Consider the following 23,269-nt stretch of genomic DNA (forward strand, 5'->3'; position numbering starts at 1 on the left):
ATGAAAACAAGATTTAATAAATATATAGTAGTTTCATTATTACTGGTTTTGGGGGTTTCTTCGTCTTGTAGCGATGATTTTTTAGAAGAAAAAAAACAGTTTAAATACTACGATGAGACCTTTTTAGAAAGTGAAACCCGTGTGAATCAATATGTAAATAATTTATACTATGATTTTTATGATGGGTATAAAACACCTACAGCAATTAGAGTAGCTTCCTGGACGACAACAGAAACATCTTACACAGAGGAAGTGGGAGGAATTTCTAATCTGATCAACCCAGGGATCACTTTACAAAATGCAGAAGATGGATCATCCTATTATGGTACTAAACTAGGTACAACACTTAGTAACAATCCATATACAAGAATCAAGGATTGCAATTTTTTGTTGGAAAAACTGGATGTAGTTGGGGCTGCTTTACCAAAGACTTTTCGTGACCAGATAAAAGGACAGGTATATTTTTTACGCGGATTACAATATTTTGATTTAATGCGTATGTATGGTGGTGTTCCTATTATAACCACGGTTCAGGAAGCATCTCCAACAGATGAATCCATTAAAATACCTAGAGCAACTGTAGCAGAAGTAGTGAATCAGATAGTTGCCGATTTAGACCAGGCAGCAACTTTATTACCTCCAAATTGGGATGCGTCAAATTATGGCCGTTTTACTAAAGGTGCAGCTTTAGCTCAAAAATCAAGAGTGTTGTTGACTTATGCCAGTCCATTATTCAATAAAAATTGGGATTCAGCAACAGATCGTTGGGATAAAGCTTTAGCGGCAGGACTAGCTGCAGAAACACAGCTAACCGCTGATGGATATGGTTTGTATGGCTCAAACGCAAAACAATGGGCAGAAATGTTTTATATTATTGATAATGCTAAAAATCCAGAAGCAATTACGGTTAAACTTTTGGCTAATGGTACTACGGCATTGTTTTCAAACAATTCTTGGGAAAGATCAATCCGACTTGCTAGTCAGGGAGGAGTAGCTGGGTCAGGTGTAAAAGTGCCTAAGAGAATGATAGATTTGTTTCCAACAAATACTGGAGCAAGACCGGTAGCAGGAACTAATTATGATCCATTTATTTTCTTTAAAAACCGTGATCCACGTTTCTACAGAACCTTTGGTTTTTCAGGTTGCGCATGGCCTTACAACAATGCTACTGGAGCTACACTTCAAACAACTGTTTGGGCATATCGTTGGGCGGTGAATAACACTCCTACTACAGCTTTCGGTTTTAGTATGGGTAATGATGTTCCGAGTCCTGCTTTTGTTCGCAAGATGTCAAATCCTACTGTCGCTAATACTAGTAATTTTCAATACTCAGGTACTGATATTATTGAATATCGTTATGCAGAGTTGTTATTGAATATTGCAGAATGTTACGCTGCTAAGGGAGATATATCAAATACTTTAGCCTATTTAGGTAAAATCAGACAACGTGTAGGGATTCCTTCGGGAAGTAATTATGGAATTGGTACATTAGCTGATAAATATGCTGCAATTGAAGCAGTATTATATGAACGCAGAGTAGAATTGGCTTATGAAGGGAAACGTTTTTGGGATATTCAGCGTTGGATGTTGTATAGTGATGATAGTTCTGTAAATCAGGATAATACAAATGTGAAACTTGGTATTCCTGATATAAATGGAACACAACGTATAGGTAATTACTTGCAGTATAAAAATGGGTTTAGCCCTGCTAATACAGATCCATTGGCTGCGGCACGTACTAGTGCTAATATTTCAGTAGATCCGGACAATGCAAATTTTAACGCTCAGATTCTGGCCCTAGAAGCTTTTTATAATGCTAACTTTGAGTTGAAATCTCCGCCAAATCCTATGGACCATGTTAGTGGTACAGCAACTAATATTCTATTCAGACCGAATTATTATATTATGGGACTTACTCAGACTATTTTAGCACAAAATCCATGGTTAGTGCAAAATAAAGGATGGAATGGTGCTTCAGGAGAGCAAGGAACTTACATCTACCAAGAATAATTTATAAAATGCCTGATAACTTTCAGGCATTTTTATTAATATCTTAATAAAACGTTAACATTAAAATTAGACTTTTCACCTGTATTCCGTCAAAAAGATACAGGTGATTTGTTTAAACCGAATTACCAAATTAAAATTAACATGAAAAATTCAGCATTATTTGTATTGCCTTTTTTGCTTTTAGGAAGCATTAAATGTTTTGCCCAATACCCAAAAATAAGTCCTGAAATGGCTGCGCAATCAAAAGCTTTTATAGATGAAGCGGATAAGCGCTCTGATGAAGCCTGGGAAAAAGCATTAGTTATTATTGAAGAAGAAGCAAAACATGGTAAGCCTTTTATTCCATGGGCATCAAGACCAAACGATTTACCACAGGCATCTATACCTGCTTTTCCAGGAGCTGAAGGAGGAGGTATGTATACTTATGGAGGTCGTGGCGGTAATGTTTACACCGTTACAAGTCTTGAAGACAGAGGACCTGGAACTTTACGTGAAGCTTGCGAGCAAGGCGGGGCCAGAATCATTGTTTTCAATGTATCAGGAATTATCAGAATCAAAACGCCGTTAATCATTCGTGCACCTTATATCACTATTGCAGGTCAAACTGCTCCTGGTGACGGTATTTGTGTAGCAGGAGAATCTATTTGGATCAATACTCATGATGTTATTATCAGACATATGCGTTTCCGTAGAGGTGAAACTTTTGTAGGGCGTAGAGATGATTCTATCGGAGGAAACCCTGTTGGAAATATTATGATCGATCACGTTTCTGCAACCTGGGGATTAGACGAAAATATGTCTATGTACAGACATATGTACAGTCCTGGTGCAGGTTACCCTGACGAAAAGAAACCTACTGTAAATATCACAATCCAAAACAGTTTATTTGGAGAAGCATTGGATACCTACAACCACGCTTTCGGAAGTACTTTAGGTGGAGAAAATTGCTCTTTCATGAGAAACATGTGGGCGAGCAATGCAGGTAGAAACCCTTCAATCGGTTGGAACGGTATTTTCAATTTCGTAAACAATGTAGTGTACAATTGGTACAACAGATCTACAGATGGTGGTGATTACACTGCAAACTATAACATTATCAATAACTTTTACAAACCGGGACCTGTTACTAATTTAAACGAACCAATTAGCTACAGAATCTTGAAACCGGAATCAGGAAGAAGCAAATTGCCATATATGGTTTTTGGTAGAGCCTATGTTAATGGAAACGTTGTGAACAATAACGAAAAAGTAACAAAAGACAACTGGGACGGCGGTATCCAGATCGAAAATAAAAAAGGAGAGTTAATGGGTTATGATGAAGCTAAAACGTATTTCGATAAAATGAAAAGCGACAGACCTTTCCCAATGCCTTGGTTCCGCCCAATTATGAAAGCAGAAGATGCTTATGAATTTGTTTTGAAAAATGTAGGTGCAACATTGCCAATCAGAGATAAGGTTGACGAAAGAATCGTAAGAACTGTAAAAACAGGAACTCCAGAATATGCAAAAGGTTTAGAGAAAAAGACTTTCTACCAATTCGAGCACAGACGTTTACCGATGGATTCGTACAAGCAAGGTATTATCACAGATATTTCACAAGTAGGAGGATATCCTGAATACAAAGGGAAACCTTATGTTGATACAGACAAAGATGGTATGCCGGATGCATGGGAGAAAAAATACGGTCTGAATCCAAAAGATCCATCTGATGCAAAAGGAGATTTAAACGGAGACGGTTATTCTAATATAGAAGATTACATCAACGGTGTAAACCCAGCTATCAAAGTAGACTGGACTGATTTAGCCAACAACAAAGAAACTTTGGTAAGACCTTTGTTAGATTTAAATTAAAAAAATAATCTGCTCAATCTGCGTGAAAAATTACTTTCGCAGATTGAGCAGATTTGATAAAATCACTAATTAGTCGATTTTAGATTATAAAAACAGACTAACTTAAAAATTTTAAAAATGACATCAATTAAGAAATTAGGTGCATTGTTTTTGCTTTTTGCCTTTTGCAAATTAAGCGCACAACAATATGTAGATCCAGAATACATCAAGGTTACCAATGAAAGAGCTTCAAAAATTGTCGAAAAATTAGCTTTGAACAATAAGGAAAAAGAAAATGCTGTAAGTAATATTATCGCGCAGCAATTCCGTGATTTAAGTAAAATTCAGGACACAAGAGATACTGAAATCAAAAAGGTAAAAGACGACACAACTTTAGCTAAAGAAAAACAAAAAGAGAAAACAGATAAGCTAAAAGCAAATGCAGACAAGTCAATTGATAAACTGCATAAAGCCTATTTAAAAAAATTAGCAACTCAATTAAACGAAGCGAAAATCACTGAAGTAAAAGACGGAATGACTTACGGCGTACTTCCAATTACGGTAACCGCTTATAATGATATGATCCCTACTTTGAACGAAGCTCAAAAAAAATATATTTATAATGCTTTAGTTGAAGCCAGAGAACACGCCATGGATGGTGGTTCATCCAAAGAAAAGCATGCCTGGTTTGGTAAATACAAAGGAAGAATCAACAATTATTTGTCTAAAGAAGGCTATGATTTAACTAAAGAGCGTGAAGGCTGGAATAAACGTATTGCAGAAAAAGAAAAGAATAAAAAGAAGGAATAATTGTTGTTTTTCTTTATAAGTGTGTTTTTAACATTTTTAAGTTAAACCTTTTGCGAATAACAGTGTCAAACTATTCTAACTAATAATTTCATATTAACACTTATGCAAAACAATTTACAAAAGATCACTCTTAGAAGAACAATTATGGTAGCTTCCTTTTGTTCTCTTTTTTCATCAGCCTATGCGCAATATCCTGATATTCCAAAACCAATTCAGGAAAAAACCGATGCCATGATGAAAGCTGAAAGTGAGCGTTTGGATCAGATTTGGAAAGCCAATGAACACATCATCAAAGCCGAAGAATTGCAGGGACGTCCTTATGTACCCTGGGCGGCATTACCAACTGATTTAGTTCATGCTGATATTCCTGCTTTTCCAGGTGCAATGGGTGGCGGAGCTCAGACACCAGGTGGACGAGGCGGTAAAATATTTGTTGTTACAAGTTTAGAAGACACTGGAAAAGGAACTTTTCGTGAAGCACTCGAAGCCGTTGGAGCCCGTACAGTAGTGTTTAATGTTTCGGGAATCATTCGCCTTAAAAAGCCAATTACTGTTCATGCACCATACATCACTATCGCAGGACAAACCGCACCGGGTGACGGAATTTGCGTTGCGGGAGAATCTGTTTTATTAGACACACACGACATTATTATTCGTTACATGCGTTTTCGCCGTGGAGAAACCGAAGTGACACGTCGTGACGATGCTTTGGGAGGAAACGTAATCGGAAACGTAATTATTGATCACTGTTCCATGAGCTGGGGATTAGACGAGAATATCTCTTTATACCGCCATCAGTTTCAGGCGAATGAAAAATCAAAATTAGAAAAACTGCCAGCCGTTAATGTTACGATTCAGAATACCATTTCAGCAGAAGGCCTGGATACTTACAACCATGCTTTCGGAAGTACTATCGGTGGTTTAAATAGTATGTTTATCCGCAATTTATGGGCTGATAATATTTCGAGAAATGCCTCGGTTGGAATGTACGGAAGTTTTAACTTTGTGAATAATGTCGTTTTCAATTGGTGGAACCGTACCCTTGATGGAGGTGATTATCGTTCGCAATACAACATTATCAATAATTATTTCAAACCGGGGCCAATTACGCCAACTGATCAGCCGATTCGTTACCGAATTATAAAACCCGAATCAGGTTCTATCAGTCCGAAAAGATTTGGAAAAGCATTTGTTGACGGGAACTTTATTGCGGGTTCACCTGAAGTAACAGCCGATAACTGGAACGGAGGTGTGCAATTAGAAGATTTGTCACCTGAAGTAACCAAAGATTTTTTGGCTCAAATTAAACAAAACAAAGCTTTTCCAACGCCACCAATTTCTATTATGAAGGCAGATCAGACTTATGATTTTGTGTTGGAAAATGCAGGAGCAACTTTGCCAAAACGTGATGCCGTTGATGAGAGAATCGTTAAACAGGTTCGCACCGGAAAAATAGAAGTGAAAGACGGTTTGGAAAATACAATCGGAAAAGAATTTATCAAGAGAAGATTACCTGCTGACTCCTATAAAAAAGGGATTATAACACATCCTGATCAGGTAGGCGGTTATCCGGAATACAAAGGAAAAGCCTATAAAGATTCGGATAATGATGGAATCCCGGATGCCTGGGAAAAGAAATTTGGCATGAATCCAAACGATGCAGCTGATGCAAATAAAGATTCAAATGGTGATGGTTATACCAATATTGAAAAATATTTTAACGGTATAGATCCAAAAGGAAAAACAGATTGGACAAAAACAGAAAATAATAAAGATACATTATCAAAAATATTATTACAATAGTTTTTTTAAGTTAGTTTGATAAGACCTGACGGCATTAAAAAAACTGTCAGGTCAATTTAAAAAGAATAATCTATAATAAAATTTAAAGTGAATTTTATCCAGCTAAAAAACATCATAACAAAACAGGATTTACTCGTTTTATCCTGTTTTGTTATTTTCTTTAGTGCCAATATTACTAACGCACAAAACACATTTCCTGATATTACAAAATCGAAAGAAGGAAAACTGGAGCGTACCGCTGATGCAAAAGGAAACCAGATTCCTGATTTTTCGTATGCCGGTTATAAAGTCTCTTCAGTTGCTATTCCGGACGTAGCCATTAAAGCTTTTGTTCCGCACATCGATGGTGATGCTACAGCTACAATTCAGTCAGCCATAGATTATGTTGCCAAATTAAAAACCGATAAAAATGGTTTTAAAGGAACAGTACTTTTAGACAAGGGAACTTTTAAAATTTCGGGTGTAATCAATATTGCAGAAAGCGGAATTGTACTAAGGGGAAGTGGTGCAGGAAATAGCGGAACAATTCTTTTAGGAACTTCCATCAACAGAAGCGCCATCATCAATATCAGCGGAATCAACAATCCCGTTTTTAAAGATAAATTTGAATTAGCTGATAATTTCACACCATTAGGAGCAACAGTTTTATCAGTAAAAAATGGAACTTCCCTAAAAAAAGGAGATCATATTACAATCAACACACCCATCACCAAAAATTGGATTGACGTTTTATCAATGAATGATTTTGGTGGAGAAAGCGGATGGATTGGCTGGAAAGCCGACGATTTTGTTATTCGTGCAGACAGGGAAATTACAAATGTTCAGGGAAATAAAATCACGATTGATGCACCTTTGACAAATGCTTTAGATGAAGAATTATCAAAATCAACTGTCGTAAATTATGTCTGGTCAGGCAGAATCAATAATTCAGGTGTTGAAAACCTGACATTGAAATCAGATTACGATACTACAAATCCAAAAGACGAACAACATAGATGGCACGGAATTTCTATAGCAAATGCTGAAGATATCTGGGTAAAACAAGTCAATTTTGAACAGTTTGCAGGCGGTGCAGTTTCTATTTTGAAAACGGCAAAAAGAATCACTGTTGAAGATTGTCTGGCTTTAAACCCAATCTCGGAAATTGCAGCGCATAGAAGAAATACTTTTTATACAGAAGGTCAGCAAACACTATTTCAGCGTTGTTATTCGGAATTTGGATATAATGATTTTGTGGTTGGTGGATATGCTACTGCAGGACCAAATGTGTTTTTGCAATGCGAATCGCATCAGCCATACAGTTTCAGCGGATCTGTAGGAAGCTGGGCAACCGGAATCCTTTTTGATGTTTCGCTGATTGACGGAAATGCCATTAGTTTTAAAAACAAAGAACAGGACGGAAGAGGTTTAGGCTGGAATGTTGCCAATAGCGTAATTTGGGAAACTTCGGCATCCAAAATAGAAAATTACAGTCCGCCAACAGCTCAGAACTGGGCATTTGGAGTCTGGGCACAATGGGCAGGAAACGGACACTGGAAAGACGTGAACAATCACATCATCCCGAGAAGCTTGTTTTATGCTTTGCTTGAACAGCGTCTGGGCAAATCACCAATGGATGCCCAAATAATGGATTTGGGAACGGAACCTTCTTCAAGCCCGACATTAGAGCAAGCCAAAGCTTTAACAGCAGAAGCCTATAAATTAAATGAAACTTTAAAAGAATTCATCGCTAAAGCAAAAACAAGAAATCCAATTGCAATTGATTATGCTAAAGTCAAACGAATTGAGGAAGTAAAAAACAATACTGAAATCGTTTCCAATGCCGATAAAATTACTTTAGCGAATGGATTATTGACTACTTCAAAAGGTGTACTTACCGGAGAAACAGTTGATGTTCCGTGGTGGAGAGGCAGTTTACGTGAATCAGAAATTTCAAAATCAAGACCGCACATTACAAGATTTGTTCCGGGACATTATGGTGTAGGTTATACCGATAATCTGGAAGAAACAGTCAACTATTTAGTCGAAAACAACAAAATTGCTATTGATCATAATTACGGATTGTGGTATGAACAACGAATGGCCGACCACGAACGCATCCGAAGAATGGATCCTGACGTTTGGGCTCCGTTTTACGAACAGCCTTTTGACAGAAGTGGTCAGGGAATCGCTTGGGATCATTTAAGTAAATACGATTTAACGAGATACAATGCCTGGTACTGGAACCGTTTGAAAAACTTCGCCGAATTAGGAGCTCAAAAAAATAAGATTTTAATTAACGAAGCCTATTTTCAGCATAATATTTTAGAAGCAGGCGCACACTGGGCAAGTTCTCCGTGGCGACCGGCGAATAATATCAATACAACGGGATTGCCAGAACCTCCGCCTTATGCAGGTGATAAAAGGATTTTCTTAGCAGAGCAATTCTATGATGTAAAAAATGCAGACATCCGTAAATTACATGAAGCCTTTATCGAGAAAAATATAGAAAATTTCAAGGATAACGCTAACGTTCTGCAAATGACAAGTGCCGAATATACAGGTCCTTTAACATTTATGCAATTCTGGATTGATGTGATTGCGAACTATGAAAAGTCACATCCAAATGAATCCAAAATAGCTTTGAGTGCTACAAAAGATGTTCAGGATGCTATTTTAAATGAGGTGGAAAGAGCCAAAACAGTTGATGTGATCGATATCAAATATTGGTATTACAGAGAAGACGGCACAACATATGCTCCGGAGGGTGGTGTAAATTTAGCCCCACGCCAGCACGCCAGAAAAATCAAAACAGGCAAAGAAACAGATGACCAGGTTTATAGAGCCGTTCGTGAATACCGTGAAAAATATCCGGAAAAAGCAGTGTTGTATTCCACTATGGGAGCACCACGATTAGGCTGGGCTGTTTTAATGGCGGGAGGCTCTTTGCCAAATGTTCCAAAAATTGAACTTTCTTCCTTCCATTCTGCCCTATCTGGTATGAAGTTTGCAACAGGAACTACTTTTTCAGACAACCTTTGGACACTGGAAAATAAAGGCAACGCATATCTTTTTTATCTGAAAAAAGATCAGGATGTTTCAATCGATTTGTCAAATCAAAAAGGAACATTTGAGGTATATACAATCAATGCTTCCAATGGAAGTATCGCTAAAAAAGCAAATATTAACGGAGGAAAACATGTCGTAATTCCGCAATCAGAAATTAAAGAAAAAGTTTTATTCGTAGTGAAGAAAAGTTAGCCACAGATTATATATAAGAATTAAGAATTAAGAATTAAGAATTAAATCTGCCTTATCTGCTAAATCTGCGTGAAAATAAATAAAAAACACAATTCAAAATAAAAATAAAATGAACCTGAAAAATAAATACCTATACACCCTTTGTATAAGCTTTATGTTGACAGCACAAAGCGGATTTTCGCAATCTGCAAAATCAAAAGCATTACCAAAACTTAAAGTTTCCGAAAACAAACATTATTTTGTAACTGAAGACGGAAAACCTTTCTTTTGGTTAGGCGATACAGGCTGGCTGACATTTGGAAAACTGGACAGGGCAGGTGTGGAAAAATATCTTCAGGATCGAAAAGCAAAAGGATTCAACGTCGTTCAGGTTATGGTTTTGCATAATGTGAATGCTGTAAATGCGTATGGTGATCAGGCATTAATGAATGATAATCTGGCCCAGCAAATTACGTCACCAGGCAACGATCCAAATGATGCTCCCGAATACGATTACTGGGACCACGTAGATTATACTTTGGATGTAGCACAAAAAAACGGAATCTACCTTGCCATGGTTCCGGTTTGGGGAACTAATATTAGTAGTGCTAAAAGTAAAGTAACGAAAGCTGATGTTGAAAAATATGCAAAATTTTTAGCCGATCGATATAAAAAAAGAACCAATATAATCTGGCTGAACGGTGGCGATACCTACGGAGATAAATTTCAGGACATCTGGAACGCACTCGGAAGTACTTTAAAAACCAATAATCCGGATCAGTTAGTGACTTTTCACCCTTTCGGAAGGACCGATTCTTCAGAGAATTTTCATAATGCAAGCTGGCTGGATTTCAATATGTTCCAGTCCGGTCACAGAAGATACGATCAGGATACGTTACCAAACTCTTTCAAAGAAGACAATTACAAATTTATGTTGAGGGATTTTGCCCTTAAACCGACCAAACCTTCGCTTGACGGAGAACCATCTTACGAAGGAATTCCACACGGATTGCACGATACGCTACAGCCATTATGGAAAGACAGCGACGTAAGACGTTACGGATATTGGTCTGTATTTTCCGGAGCAGCAGGTTATACCTACGGACACAACGCCGTAATGCAAATGTTCCGAAAAGGAGATAATCCTGCATACGGAAATAAAGTGCTTTGGAATGATGCCATCAATGCCCCGGGAGCAGGACAAATGATTTACATCAAAAATCTGATGTTGGAATTTCCATTTTTAGAAGGAACTCCGGATCAGTCCATAATTGCGAATCAGGGAGAGAAATACGATTACTTGCCAGCCATAAGAGGAAATGATTATGCTTTGATTTATACCTATAATGGAAGAAAAATCACTGTGAATATGGGGAAAATTGCAGGAGATAAAGTAACGGCTACCTGGTTCAACCCAAGAAACGGTAAAAAAACAAAGATTGGAGTTTTTGAAAACAAAGGAACAAAAGAATTTCAGCCTTCTGGCAAAAAAGAAGACGGAAATGACTGGGTTTTAATTCTAACGTCAAACAAATAATCAGCCGAATCTGAGTCCTAAAAAAATATTAAAATGAAAATCAAAAACATCATAATACTATTCTTTTTCATAACCGGATTAAACACAGCTTTCGCAAATGACGGCTGGCTAAACATCCTAAACGAAGGGGGAAACAACAAAGGGATAAAATGCACCGAAGCCATTCAAGGCGCTATCGAAAAAGCATCTAAAAACGGAGGCGGAACCATCTTTTTCCCAGCTGGCGAATACTTAACGGGAGCATTAAAACTAAAAAGCAACATCACCATCCATTTGGATTCAGGTGCGCTTTTAAAATTTTCAGAGAATTTCGATGACTACCTTCCGTATGTAGAAATGCGTTATGAAGGCATCGTGATGCAGTCGTTCTCGCCGTTATTTTACGCCAAAGATGTCGAAAACATCACCATCAAAGGAAGAGGCGTAATCGACGGACAAGGAAAAGCGTGGTGGAATGAAGTGTACCGAATTGAAACTGCCAAAGGCCCGATTCCGGAAACCAAATACCAAAAAATGTGGACCGAGCAAAACAAAGGAATCGTTTACGAACCATATTACAAAAGAACGATTGACAAACACTTTTTCAGACCTTCATTTTTCCAGGCCTACAATTGCAAAAATATTTTAATCGAAGGCGTAACCTTCAAAAACTCGCCTTTCTGGACCATAAATCCTGAATTCTGCGACAATGTAACCGTAACCGGAATTACAATTAACAATCCGCATTCCCCAAACACAGACGGAATCAACCCTTCGTCCTGTACAAACGTACACATTTCGAACTGCCATATCAGTGTGGGTGACGACTGTATCACCATCAAATCGGGTCGCGATGCAGACGGCCGTAAATACGGAAAAGCAACCGAAAATGTAACCATTACCAACTGTACGATGTTAAGCGGTCACGGAGGTGTCGTTATCGGAAGTGAAATGTCAGGCGGAATCAAAAAAATCACGATTTCCAACTGCGTTTTCGACGGAACAGACAGAGGAATCCGTATCAAAGCCGCTCGTGGAAGAGGTGGAGTGGTCGAAGACATTCGCGTCGACAACATCGTAATGAAAAACATCAAGGAAGAAGCCATAATTTTGGATCTTTTCTACGACAAAGACAATCCCGTAGAGCCCGTTACCGAGCGCACGCCGATTTTCAGAAACATCCACATCAGCAACGTTACGGGCGGAAACGTCAACAAAGCCGGATTCGTTCGCGGAATTGTTGAAATGCCCATCCAAAATATCACCTTCTCCAACATCAATATGGACGGCAAGGAAGGTTTCACCATAAACACGGCGACCGATGTAGAATTTCACGACGTAAAAGTCAACGCAACCGTGGGTTCTTCTTTCAAAATCAGCGATGCCAAAAACCTGATTCTGGACAACGTAGGTTCATCGACACCGCTCAAAGGCGTTCCGGTCATTAAAATTGATAACGCTTCCAACATTCTGATCAACAACAATTTTCCGTTCAATGCCACCGATATTTTCATCGAAGCCAATGGAAAAGACACGAAAAATATTTTCCTTAAAAACAATGTCTTCAACAATGTGACCACAGTTGTCAAAAAAGGAAAAGACCTGGATAAAAAAGCAATTACAGAATAACGTAATTATTTTCAGGAGCAGAAACATTGGGCATTTTAGGAAACATCGTCCCGCTTTCCGTTACAATCTTTTGTGCCGAACACCGGCACAAAAGGATTTCCACTGCAATCGGGGCTAAAGAGAAACATTTGGATTTTTTGACATTAAGAAGAAATACCAAATCCTTTCAGAAATGGTTTTAAAAATAGAATACACCAATTTTTTAATAATTAAAATTTGTGAAAATTTGTGCAATTTGTGGTGAGAAAAAATAAACACCAAATCCTGCAAGGTTTCCAAATGCTGGTATTAGTTGTCCACATAGCTCTGTGTTTTCATAAAAAGTGAAACGCCTTTTTAGATAAAGAAAACTATGTTTCTATGTGTTAAAATATATTGAACACCTACAAGGTTTTTTGGAAACCTCGCAGGATAAAAAGATAACAATGAAAAAAATATTAATCATACTAACGCTTTCACTTTTCGCAGTAAGCTATTCCCAGAAAAAAAAGGAAATTTTCCTTTTCACTTCTTTCAGAGAACCGGCTACCGAAGGTTTGTATTTAGCCTACAGCGAAGACGGCTACAACTGGAAAGGTTTGGAAGGATCATTCCTAAAACCCGAAATAGGAGCCAGCAAAATAATGCGTGATCCATCCATCACAAAAGGTGCAGACGGAACCTATCACATGGTCTGGACAACCGATTGGAAAGGCGGAAATGGTTTCGGCTACGCTAGTTCCAAAGATTTAATTCATTGGTCAAAACAGGAATACATTCCCGTAATGAAACACGAACCCGAAGTTGTAAACGTGTGGGCGCCCGAAATTTTTTATGACGATGTCAAAAAAGAATACATCATTATCTGGGCATCCACAATCCCATTCCGATTCGAAAAAGGAGTTGAAGATGAGAAAAACAATCATCGAATGTATTACTTAACGACAAAGGATTTCAAAACCTTTTCGGATACCAAATTATACTATAATCCAGGTTTCAGCGTCATCGATTGTGTGATTGTAAAAAAAGGCAAAAAGGATTACGTTTTGGTTCTAAAAGACAACACCAGACCGATGCGAAACATAGAAGTAGCTTTCGGAAAATCTCCATTAGGGCCATTCGAAAAAAGATCAAAACCCCTGACCGAATATTTATCAGAAGGTCCAACGGTTGTAAAAGTCGGTAAAAACTGGTTGCTGTATTATGACAACTATGGATCCAAAAATTACAAAGCATTAAGCACTTCAGATTTTGTGAAATTCGAAGATGTTTCTTCAAAAATAAAATTGCCAGAAGGACACAAACACGGAACGATTACAACAATTTCCGCAGACCTTCTAAAAGGATTAATTGAAAAGAAATAATGGATTTACTCGACCGCAGGGTTCATAATCTTGAGTTGGTGAAATAAATAAAATAAAAATGATTGCATTTCAAAACATAAAAACCAATATCGTAACAGCAACAACCATTTTGTTGAGCTGTATCGCAGTCAATTCGACGCAAGCCCAACAAGACACAATACGATATACAGGCAAAACACTTTCCAATGTCGATTACCACCACGGGCAATTGAGTCCGGCGGTTGGAGTTCACGCCACACAAATTATGCGTGCCAGCCGTGAACATCCTGAAAAAGCAGATGGTTTTGGCTGGACGTACAATCACCAATCGATGATGGCGTATTGGAACAATACATTTTACCTGCATTATTTAAGCGATCCATCGGGAGAACACATTCCGCCGAGCCAGACTTTTATAATGACTTCCAAAGATGGGGTGAACTGGACAAAACCAGCGGTACTTTTTCCAATTTACCACGTTCCGGACGGATTCAAAAAAGAAGGAGTAGAAGGCGTTGCCAAAAACATCGATGCCATTATGCACCAGCGAATGGGATTCTATGTTTCATCCGACAACAGATTACTGGCAACCGGTTATTATGGAGTCGCTTTGGACAAAAAGGACGATCCGAATGACGGAAAAGGAATTGGTCGTGTAATTAGAGAAATTTATAAAGACGGAACGTATGGTCCAATTTATTTTATTCGATACAATAAAACCGGAAACCCGATCCCAACAACCTTCCCATTTTATACCAAAAGCAAAGACAAAAAATTCATCAAAGTCTGCAATGAACTGATGTCAAAACCTTTACTGATGCAACAATGGGTAGAAGAAGCCGACAGAGATGATGTTTTGATTCCGTTAAAAAAACAATACAAAGCCTTCAATTATTACCATTTGCCAAACGGAAACGTAGTCGGTTTATGGAAATTTGCTTTGACATCTTTAAGTAAAGACAACGGAAAAACATGGGAATACATGCCATTGAGAGCACCAGGATTTGTGAACAGCAATGCCAAAATCTGGGGACAAAAAACCTCTGACAATCGTTATGCAACCGTTTATAATCCGTCAGAATACCGCTGGCCATTGGCAATATCCACCAGTGATGACGGACTGAATTATAAAGATTTATTATTGGTTCACGGAGAAGTAAGCCCGATGCGTTACGGAGGAAACTACAAATCTGCCGGACCGCAATACGTTCGCGGAATCCTCGAAGGAAACGGAACTCCGCCTGACGGAAAATTGTGGGTAAGTTACAGCGTCAACAAAGAAGATATTTGGGTAGCTTCTGTTCCCGTTCCTGTTACAAGCGAAGTCAAAGAAAACGCGAATGATTTTTTCAATGATTTGCCAAACGGAGAAGAATTAAAATTATGGAACACCTACGATTTATCTTGGGCATCCACCAAAATCGAAAAGAAAACAGACGGAAAAAAATGGCTGACGTTAAGAGATCAGGACTTCTTTGACTATTCCCGTGCCGAACGTGTAATTCCGTTTGCACAAAAAATGGAAGCGACATTTACCGTAAAACCGGAACAAAATAACCACGGATTATTGCAGGTGGAATTCCAAAACAAACAAGGATTGCCTGCAATTCGCATCGTTTTCGATTCGGATGGAGAAATAAAAGTAAAACACGGAGCCCGTCATGGCGGAATTGGTAAATACGAAGCAGGAAAAGACTATACAATTACAGTTAAACTGGATGTGACTTCTCGTTCGTATACTGTAAAAGTGAATGACGGCAAAGAAACCAACAAAATTTTCTATGCACCGGTTGATGGAATTTCACGTATTATGTTCCGCACAGGTGATCAGCGTTACACACCAAATGCAGACACCGAACCCGATACACCGGATTTCACCGATTTACCGGATACAGGAAAATTAATCCCGGAAGCAGTATTTAATATTCAGTCGTTGGTAACGAAGAAACTATAAAATATACAACCGCAAATTGCACAAATTCTCGCAAATCTTTTAACTGAAAGAAAAAGAATAATTTGTAAAAATTTGTGGTAAAAAAAAATAAAGCGTGAAGAATTTAAAAAACATAGTATTCCTCTTTTGTCTTCTGATATCGTTCATTTCGAATGGACAAATTTCTGCTGAACATTTGACCTGCGAAATGACCGAAAATCCATTGGCAGTAATTCAAAATCAGCCAAGATTAAGCTGGCAGTTGGTTTCAAAAGAATTTTATGCCTCACAAATAGGTTATCAGATTTTGGTTTCCTCTTCGGAAGAAAATCTAAAAATGGACAACGGCGATATCTGGAACAGCGGAAGAGTAAATTCAGAGAAAAATCTTCAAATTACTTACAGCGGAACTCCGCTAAAAAGCGAAACCAAATATTTTTGGAAAGTAAAAGTGTGGAATCAAAAGGGCAAGGCATCCAATTGGAGCAAAACAGCTTCGTTTAGAATGTCACCTTTAGCATCAGATTTGAATCCAGTCTGGATTGGAGCTATTACAAAAGCCGACAGCCATTTGCCGGAAGGTAGAAATTATCACACAGCAACTTTTAACAGACAGAAAAAAGACGCTCTGATCAATGCTTCGGATTCATTGTCGCGCAGAAGTATTATGCTGCGTAAACCTTTCGAGGTAAAAAAAGAAATAAAAGAAGCCGTGGTTTACATTTCAGGTTTAGGGCATTATGAACTGACGATTAACGGAAAGAAAATCGGCAACAGTGAATTCGCACCATTGTGGACAGACTACGATAAAACCGTTAATTTCAATACCTACGAACTGACTGCAAAAGAACTTCAAAACGGAGAAAACGTAATTGGTGTTTTGTTAGGCAACGGAATGTACAATACGCTTGCCGAACGCTATTCGAAATTTTATGTAAGTTTTGGCCCTCCGACTTTATTTTTCAAAATGAAAGTGATTTACAAAGACGGTTCAGAAGACATCATAAAATCGGATGAAAGCTGGAAATACAGCAAAAGTCCGATTACTTACAATAGTATTTTTGGGGGCGAAGATTACAACGCTAATCTGGAACAAAAGGGCTGGAATAATAAAGATTTTAATGATTCGACCTGGAAAAAAGTAATCGTTCAGGAAGCGCCTAAAGGAGTTTTGAGAGCGCAGACAACAACACCAGTTACGGTCCAGAAACGTTATGATGTAAAAGAAGCAAAAGAACTGAAACCTAACTTTTACATTTTCAATATGGGGCAAAATCTATCCGGATTTACAACCATAAAAGTCAAAGGAAAAAAAGGGCAAACCGTTCGTATTTGGGTAGGCGAGAGTCTAAACGAAGACGGAACGGTAAGTCAGGGAAAAACCGGAAAACCGTATTATTACGATTATACCTTAAAAGGAGAAGGCATTGAAGAATGGCAACCCAAATTCAGTTTTTACGGTTATCAGTACGTTCAGATTGAAAACATCAATTACAAGAAAATGAAGGACGAAAATCTTCCGACTTTGTTAGATTTAAAATCAAATTTCATTTACAATTCGGCAGGAGAAGCAGGGACTTTCGAATCTTCAAATGATATTTTCAATAAAACACATTTACTGATTAACAACGCTATAAAAAGTAATTTCCAAAGTGTTTTTACCGATTGTCCGCAACGCGAAAAATTAGGCTGGCTCGAAGAAATTCACTTAAACGGACCGGGATTATTATTCAATTACAATCTCGAAAGTTTTATTCCGGCAACGATGCAGAACATTGAAGATTCGCAACGTGACAACGGATTAATTCCGACCATCGTTCCCGAATATGTAGTTTTTGGAGGCGACTTTACTGATTCACCGGAATGGGGAGTTACAGGTGTAATTCTGCCGTGGATGTATTATGAATATTATGGCGATGCTTCATTAATCGAGAAATATTATCCGGTAATGAAAAAGTATGTCGATTATTTAGGGACAAAAGCTACGAACCATATCGTTTCCCACGGTTTAGGCGACTGGTACGATTACGGAACACACGCAGCAGGTTATTCCAAAAACAGTCCGATTGCGCTTTCGGCCACTTCTCATTATTTTTATGGAGCGAGTTTGGTTGCAAAAGCATCGAAATTATTGAACAAAACAGAAGATATAGCGAAGTATGAAAAGCTGACTTTGGATATCAAAAACGCTTTCAACAAGGAGTTTTTCAATCCCGAAACCAAACAATATGGAACCAGCAGTCAGTTTAGCAACGCCGTTCCAATTTTTATGGATATCGTAGAACCGGAATATAAACAAGCCGTAATGCAGAATTTATTGGCTGATATCAAAGCTAAAGGCGACCGATTAACGACAGGCGATGTTGGGAACCGTTATTTATTTCAGGCATTGGCACGAAACGGCGAAAATGAATTGATGTACAAAATGAACAACCATTACGATGCACCGGGTTATGGTTTTCAGATTAAATTTGGCCTGACGACGCTGACCGAACAATGGGATCCGCGTAAAGGAAATTCGTGGAATCACTTTATGATGGGACAAATCGAAGAATGGTTCTATCAAAGTTTAGCCGGAATTGTGCCTGATGAAAAAAATCCGGGATTCAAACATTTCTTCATTCAGCCGGAAATTGTGGGTGATATGACTTTTGTAAAAGCAACGTACCAATCTATTTATGGGAAAATTGCTTCAGCATGGGAAAAGAAAGATGGAAAATTAATCCTGAAAGTCGAAATTCCTTCCAATACATCAGCGACAATAAAATTGCCGGTTTCGACGAAAGGTTCTGAAATAAAAGTGAATGGAAAACCGATTAAAAATTTGAAATTAGGTTCAGGAAAATATACAATTGAATGCAAATTATAAGATTTAAAAATGACTACAATTAAAAACATACTGTTTGCTTTATTGGTTTCAATCTTTGGATTGACGCATGCAAACGCGCAATGCACATCCGATACGAATTTCAGAAAACCAGTTTCAGAAACCATCAAAAATATCGCAACCATTTTCAAAATCACCGTAATCGACGACAGAGGTTTACTAAAAGGAAAAGAACTCGATTACGCCGATTGGCGAATTGAACAAGGCAATCTGGAAGTTTCTCTGGCGAATGTTTTAGTTCCTTTTGAACTGACTTATTTCAAACAGCCGGACGGAAAATACCAAATCCGAAAATATGAAAACCACAAAGTTTCAGTCGATAAAGGAAAAGAGCGTTTGGATTATTTAACGACTTTATATTCCAATGTTGCCGACTGGGAAAAACGCAAAAAGGAGTTAAAAGCTTGTATGAACACGTCATTTGGTTTAGACAAGGCGCCCCCAACACCAAAGTCTAAACCACTTTTAACCCCAAAAAGAGTTTATAAAGATTACAGCGTCGAGAATATCGCTTTGGAAATTCTTCCGGGTGTTTACACCACGGGATCGATTTACAAACCGTATCCTTTAAACAAAAAATCACCGATTATCTTAACGCCCGACGGACATTTTGGCGACGGAAGATATAGAAAAGACGAACAGTACCGTTGCGCCATAATGGCCAAAATGGGTGCGATTGTTGTGAGTTACGATTTGTTTGCCTGGGGTGAATCATTGCTTCAATTTCCTGAAGAAACCCACAGAAATAGTATTGCCTCAACCGTTCAGGTTTTAAGCGGAATTCGTTTATTGGATTATCTGGCCACTATAAAAAATGCCGATGTTTCGCGAGTTGGCGTTACAGGCGGTTCAGGAGGAGGTTCACACACGATGTTTCTGTCCGCTTTGGACGATCGAATCACAGTTTCTGCTCCGGTAGTAATGGTTTCTTCGCATTTTTCGGGAGGATGTCCGTGCGAGAGCGGTCGCGGAATCCACCTTTGCGGAAACGGAACCAATAATGCCGAAATTTCGGCAATGATGGCGCCAAAACCACAATTAATCGTTTCCGACGGAAAAGACTGGACACTTGCAGTTCCTGAACTGGAATTTCCTTTTATCCAAAGAACTTACGAGTTGTACGGCAAAAAAAATCTCGTAGAAAATGCCCATTTTGCTAAGGAAGGTCACGATTTCGGCGTTTCAAAACGTATGGCGCTATACCCGTTTATGGCGAAATATTTAGCTCTGGACTTAAAGAAAGTACAAAATGAAAAAGGAGAAATTGACGAATCGACTTGTGTGATTGAACCTTATGACAAATTATATGTTTTTGGCAACAAAGCCGAAAATCTGCCGAAAAACGCATTAAAAGACATCGACAAATTATATGAAATGTTCGGAGAAAAAAATCTGAAAACTTATGAGGTGAAGAAATAGTATTTGGGCGTGACCCAATTTGAAAAAGGGGGCAACTCTCGAAACCGCTTATTCGCCCCCTTTTTCAAATCGGGTCGGGCTATCCGCGCTACTTCGGTAGCCAGCTTCTATCCCTCACGCACTCTCGTAACTTGAAAAATTTGTGATAATTGGTGCAATTTGTGGTTAAAAAATAATTAGGGCATTTGCCCAAAAAGTATAAAATATGAAGTTTAAAAATAAAATAATTGCTTTTCTAGGAGTTTCGTTATTTGTTTTACAAAACACAACAGCGCAAAACAATACCAACCTTAAACTCTGGTACGACAAACCCGCCACCATCTGGAACGAAGCTCTGCCTTTGGGTAACGGCCGTTTGGGTGCAATGGTTTTTGGAGATCCCGCTGTGGAACGTTTGCAATTGAACGAAGAAACCATTTGGGCAGGTTCGCCAAACAGCAACGCGCATACCAAATCAATCGAGGCTTTACCAAAAGTAAGACAACTCGTTTTCGAAGGAAAATTTGATGAAGCACAGGCTTTGGCGACTCAGGATATTATGTCGCAAACCAATGACGGAATGCCATACCAGACTTTTGGAAGCGCTTATATTTCGTTTCCCGGACATCAAAAATACACGAATTATTACCGCGATTTGGATATCGAAAATGCTACGGCAAAAGTAAAATACACGGTAAACGGAGTAGAATTTACCAGAGAAATATTGACCTCCTTTTCAGATCAGGTGATTGTAGTCAAATTATCGGCAAGTCAGCCGGGACAGATTACGGCGAATGTTTTTATGAACAGCCCGATTGACAAAACGGTTCCTTCGACAGAAGGAAATCAAATTATACTTTCGGGAGTTGGAACTAATTTCGAAAACGTAAAAGGAAAAGTAAAATTTCAGGGACGAATCGAAGCCAAAAATAAAGGCGGAGAAGTTTCGGCAAGCAACGGAATTCTAATCATCAACAAAGCTGATGAGGTAACACTTTACATTTCGATAGCGACCAATTTCAAAAACTATCAGGACATCACCGAAGACGAAATAGCGAAAAGCAAATCGTATTTAGAGAAAGCTATTTCGAAAGATTTTGAAACTATAAAAAAAGCGCACGTCGCTTATTATCAAAAGTTCTTCAACAGGGTTGCTTTGGATTTAGGTTCAAACGACGCCATCAAAAAACCAACGAATGAAAGAATCCGTGATTTCAAAAATCAATTTGATCCGCAATTGGCGAGTCTGTATTTCCAATTCGGGCGTTATTTATTGATTTCGAGTTCACAGCCAGGCGGACAGCCAGCCAATTTACAGGGAATATGGAATGATATGGTAACTCCGCCTTGGGACAGTAAATACACAACAAACATCAATGCCGAGATGAATTATTGGCCGGCAGAAGTTACCAATCTTACCGAAATGCACGAGCCTTTTATCCAAATGGCAAAAGAATTGAGCGTTACGGGAGCAGTAACAGCCAAAACAATGTATAACGCTAACGGCTGGGTATTGCACCACAACACCGATATCTGGCGTGTAACCGCTCCGGTAGATTCGGCAACTTCCGGAATGTGGCCTACGGGCGGTGCCTGGGTTTCGCAGGATTTGTGGGAACGTTATTTGTACACGGGAGATATCAATTATTTAAAAGAAATATATCCGATAATTAAAGGCTCTGCAGATTTCTTTTTGGATTTTATGGTTATGGATCCAAACACGGGATATTTGGTTGTTGTTCCGTCAAGTTCTCCTGAAAACACACACGCAGGAGGAACCGGAAAATCGACTATTGCATCGGGAACTACGATGGATAATCAGTTGGTTTTTGATTTATTTTCGAATGTGATTAAAGCTTCGAAACTGGTGGCTCCAGATGAAAATTATACGAAAAAATTAAGTGATGCTTTGGCAAAAATGCCTCCAATGAAAATCGGAAAACACAGTCAGTTGCAGGAATGGCAGGACGATTGGGACAACCCGAAAGACAACCACCGACACGTTTCTCATTTGTATGGCTTGTTTCCTAGTAATCAGATTTCGCCAATCAAAACACCGGAATTATTTGAAGGTGCCAAACAATCCCTGATTTACAGAACTGACGAATCGACTGGTTGGTCAATGGGCTGGAAAGTGAATTTATGGGCACGATTGTTAGACGGAAATCACGCTTACAAACTGATTCAGGATCAATTGCATTTGGTAACCGCTGACCAAAGAAAAGGCGGTGGAACTTACCCAAATATGCTTGATGCACACCAGCCGTTTCAGATTGATGGTAACTTTGGATGCACTGCCGGAATCGCCGAAATGCTGATGCAGAGTCAGGAAGATGCGATTCATTTATTGCCTGCTTTACCAACAGTCTGGAAAGATGGAAGCATCAAAGGTTTGGTAACCCGAGGCGGATTTGTAATTGATATGACCTGGAAAAACAATAAGGTTTCGACTTTGAAAGTGTACTCAAAATTAGGAGGAAACTGCCGATTGAAATTAGAAAACACCTTGAAAGCAGATAAAGGAATTGCACTTAAAAAAGCAAAAGGTAAAAATCCAAATCCGTTGTTTTATGATGTGGAAGTAAAGAAACCAATTATTGCTAAAGAAGCAAAATTGCCTAAAGTCAAATTGCCGAAGTATAATGAATATGATGTGGAGATGAAAGCTGGGCAGATGTATAGTTTTTCTGCGAATTGATTAAACGGTATCGTCCTGCAAGGTTTTCAAAACCTTGTAGGTATGTGTTAGAGTTGAATACCTACAAGGTCAAAAAAGACCTTGCAGGAGAAGAAATATGATTGTGTCCGCGTGAGTGATGGCAGTGGAGCTCTTTTTTTGAGAGGCTTTTTTTGCCGACCAAAAAAAAGCGGGAACGTACAGCACGACCCGAAGTTTTTTACGGAGGGTCACG

12 protein-coding genes are annotated in these 23,269 nt (G+C 38.6%); all 12 read left to right on the top strand.

Annotated elements, in window-relative coordinates; translation table 11 throughout:
• The 12 genes from DMB68_RS15745 to DMB68_RS15800 all read left to right on the top strand — a co-directional run bounded on the left by DMB68_RS15745 (position 1) and on the right by DMB68_RS15800 (position 23,055).
• Positions 1-2,010, top strand: coding sequence for a RagB/SusD family nutrient uptake outer membrane protein (locus DMB68_RS15745; RefSeq protein ID WP_110347629.1), 2,010 nt, complete (start codon positions 1-3; stop codon positions 2,008-2,010).
• Between the two features lie 141 nt (positions 2,011-2,151).
• Positions 2,152-3,861, top strand: coding sequence for a pectate lyase family protein (locus tag DMB68_RS15750; RefSeq protein ID WP_110347630.1), 1,710 nt, complete (start codon positions 2,152-2,154; stop codon positions 3,859-3,861).
• 117 nt (positions 3,862-3,978) lie between these two features.
• Complete coding sequence (locus DMB68_RS15755; protein WP_165830152.1) at positions 3,979-4,650, top strand: DUF3826 domain-containing protein; 672 nt, start codon at positions 3,979-3,981, stop codon at positions 4,648-4,650.
• A gap of 102 nt (positions 4,651-4,752) precedes the next feature.
• A complete protein-coding gene (locus DMB68_RS15760) occupies positions 4,753-6,453 on the top strand; it encodes a polysaccharide lyase (protein WP_110347631.1) in 1,701 nt (566 codons plus the stop codon).
• Positions 6,454-6,540: 87 nt separating this feature from the next.
• Entirely contained in the window at positions 6,541-9,693 is a 3,153-nt protein-coding gene (locus DMB68_RS15765) for a DUF6298 domain-containing protein (protein ID WP_110347632.1), read from the top strand.
• A 109-nt stretch (positions 9,694-9,802) separates the two neighbouring features.
• A complete protein-coding gene (locus tag DMB68_RS15770; RefSeq protein WP_110347633.1) occupies positions 9,803-11,209 on the top strand; it encodes a glycoside hydrolase family 140 protein in 1,407 nt (468 codons plus the stop codon).
• Positions 11,210-11,242: 33 nt separating this feature from the next.
• Positions 11,243-12,817, top strand: a complete 1,575-nt coding sequence (locus tag DMB68_RS15775; RefSeq protein WP_110347634.1) for a glycoside hydrolase family 28 protein — start codon at positions 11,243-11,245, stop codon at positions 12,815-12,817.
• 425 nt (positions 12,818-13,242) lie between these two features.
• Positions 13,243-14,160 (top strand): glycoside hydrolase family 43 protein, encoded by a 918-nt coding sequence (locus tag DMB68_RS15780; protein ID WP_110348035.1) that lies wholly within the window; start codon positions 13,243-13,245, stop codon positions 14,158-14,160.
• A 58-nt stretch (positions 14,161-14,218) separates the two neighbouring features.
• Positions 14,219-16,093, top strand: coding sequence for a sialidase family protein (locus tag DMB68_RS15785; protein ID WP_110347635.1), 1,875 nt, complete (start codon positions 14,219-14,221; stop codon positions 16,091-16,093).
• A gap of 94 nt (positions 16,094-16,187) precedes the next feature.
• The gene (locus DMB68_RS15790) at positions 16,188-18,941 is read left to right on the top strand and encodes a glycoside hydrolase family 78 protein (RefSeq protein WP_110347636.1); all 2,754 of its coding nucleotides are present in this window, start codon (positions 16,188-16,190) and stop codon (positions 18,939-18,941) included.
• Positions 18,942-18,950: 9 nt separating this feature from the next.
• Entirely contained in the window at positions 18,951-20,378 is a 1,428-nt protein-coding gene (locus DMB68_RS15795; protein ID WP_231131661.1) for an acetylxylan esterase, read from the top strand.
• A gap of 205 nt (positions 20,379-20,583) precedes the next feature.
• Positions 20,584-23,055 carry a glycoside hydrolase family 95 protein gene (locus DMB68_RS15800; RefSeq protein ID WP_110347637.1) on the top strand — a complete coding sequence of 824 codons (2,472 nt, stop codon included), beginning with the start codon at positions 20,584-20,586 and terminating at the stop codon, positions 23,053-23,055.
• The last annotated feature ends 214 nt before the right edge of the window (positions 23,056-23,269 follow it).

Source organism: Flavobacterium hydrophilum (assembly GCF_003202405.1).
In the GTDB taxonomy this organism is placed as follows: domain Bacteria; phylum Bacteroidota; class Bacteroidia; order Flavobacteriales; family Flavobacteriaceae; genus Flavobacterium; species Flavobacterium hydrophilum.

Coding starts and splice junctions, on each gene's coding strand:
- DMB68_RS15750 (WP_110347630.1), top strand. CDS start 2,152: ATGAAAAATTCAGCATTATTTGTATTGCCTTTTTTGCTTTTAGGAAGC.
- DMB68_RS15755 (WP_165830152.1), top strand. CDS start 3,979: ATGACATCAATTAAGAAATTAGGTGCATTGTTTTTGCTTTTTGCCTTT.
- DMB68_RS15780 (WP_110348035.1), top strand. CDS start 13,243: ATGAAAAAAATATTAATCATACTAACGCTTTCACTTTTCGCAGTAAGC.
- DMB68_RS15760 (WP_110347631.1), top strand. CDS start 4,753: ATGCAAAACAATTTACAAAAGATCACTCTTAGAAGAACAATTATGGTA.
- DMB68_RS15800 (WP_110347637.1), top strand. CDS start 20,584: ATGAAGTTTAAAAATAAAATAATTGCTTTTCTAGGAGTTTCGTTATTT.
- DMB68_RS15745 (WP_110347629.1), top strand. CDS start 1: ATGAAAACAAGATTTAATAAATATATAGTAGTTTCATTATTACTGGTT.
- DMB68_RS15770 (WP_110347633.1), top strand. CDS start 9,803: ATGAACCTGAAAAATAAATACCTATACACCCTTTGTATAAGCTTTATG.
- DMB68_RS15785 (WP_110347635.1), top strand. CDS start 14,219: ATGATTGCATTTCAAAACATAAAAACCAATATCGTAACAGCAACAACC.
- DMB68_RS15795 (WP_231131661.1), top strand. CDS start 18,951: ATGACTACAATTAAAAACATACTGTTTGCTTTATTGGTTTCAATCTTT.
- DMB68_RS15775 (WP_110347634.1), top strand. CDS start 11,243: ATGAAAATCAAAAACATCATAATACTATTCTTTTTCATAACCGGATTA.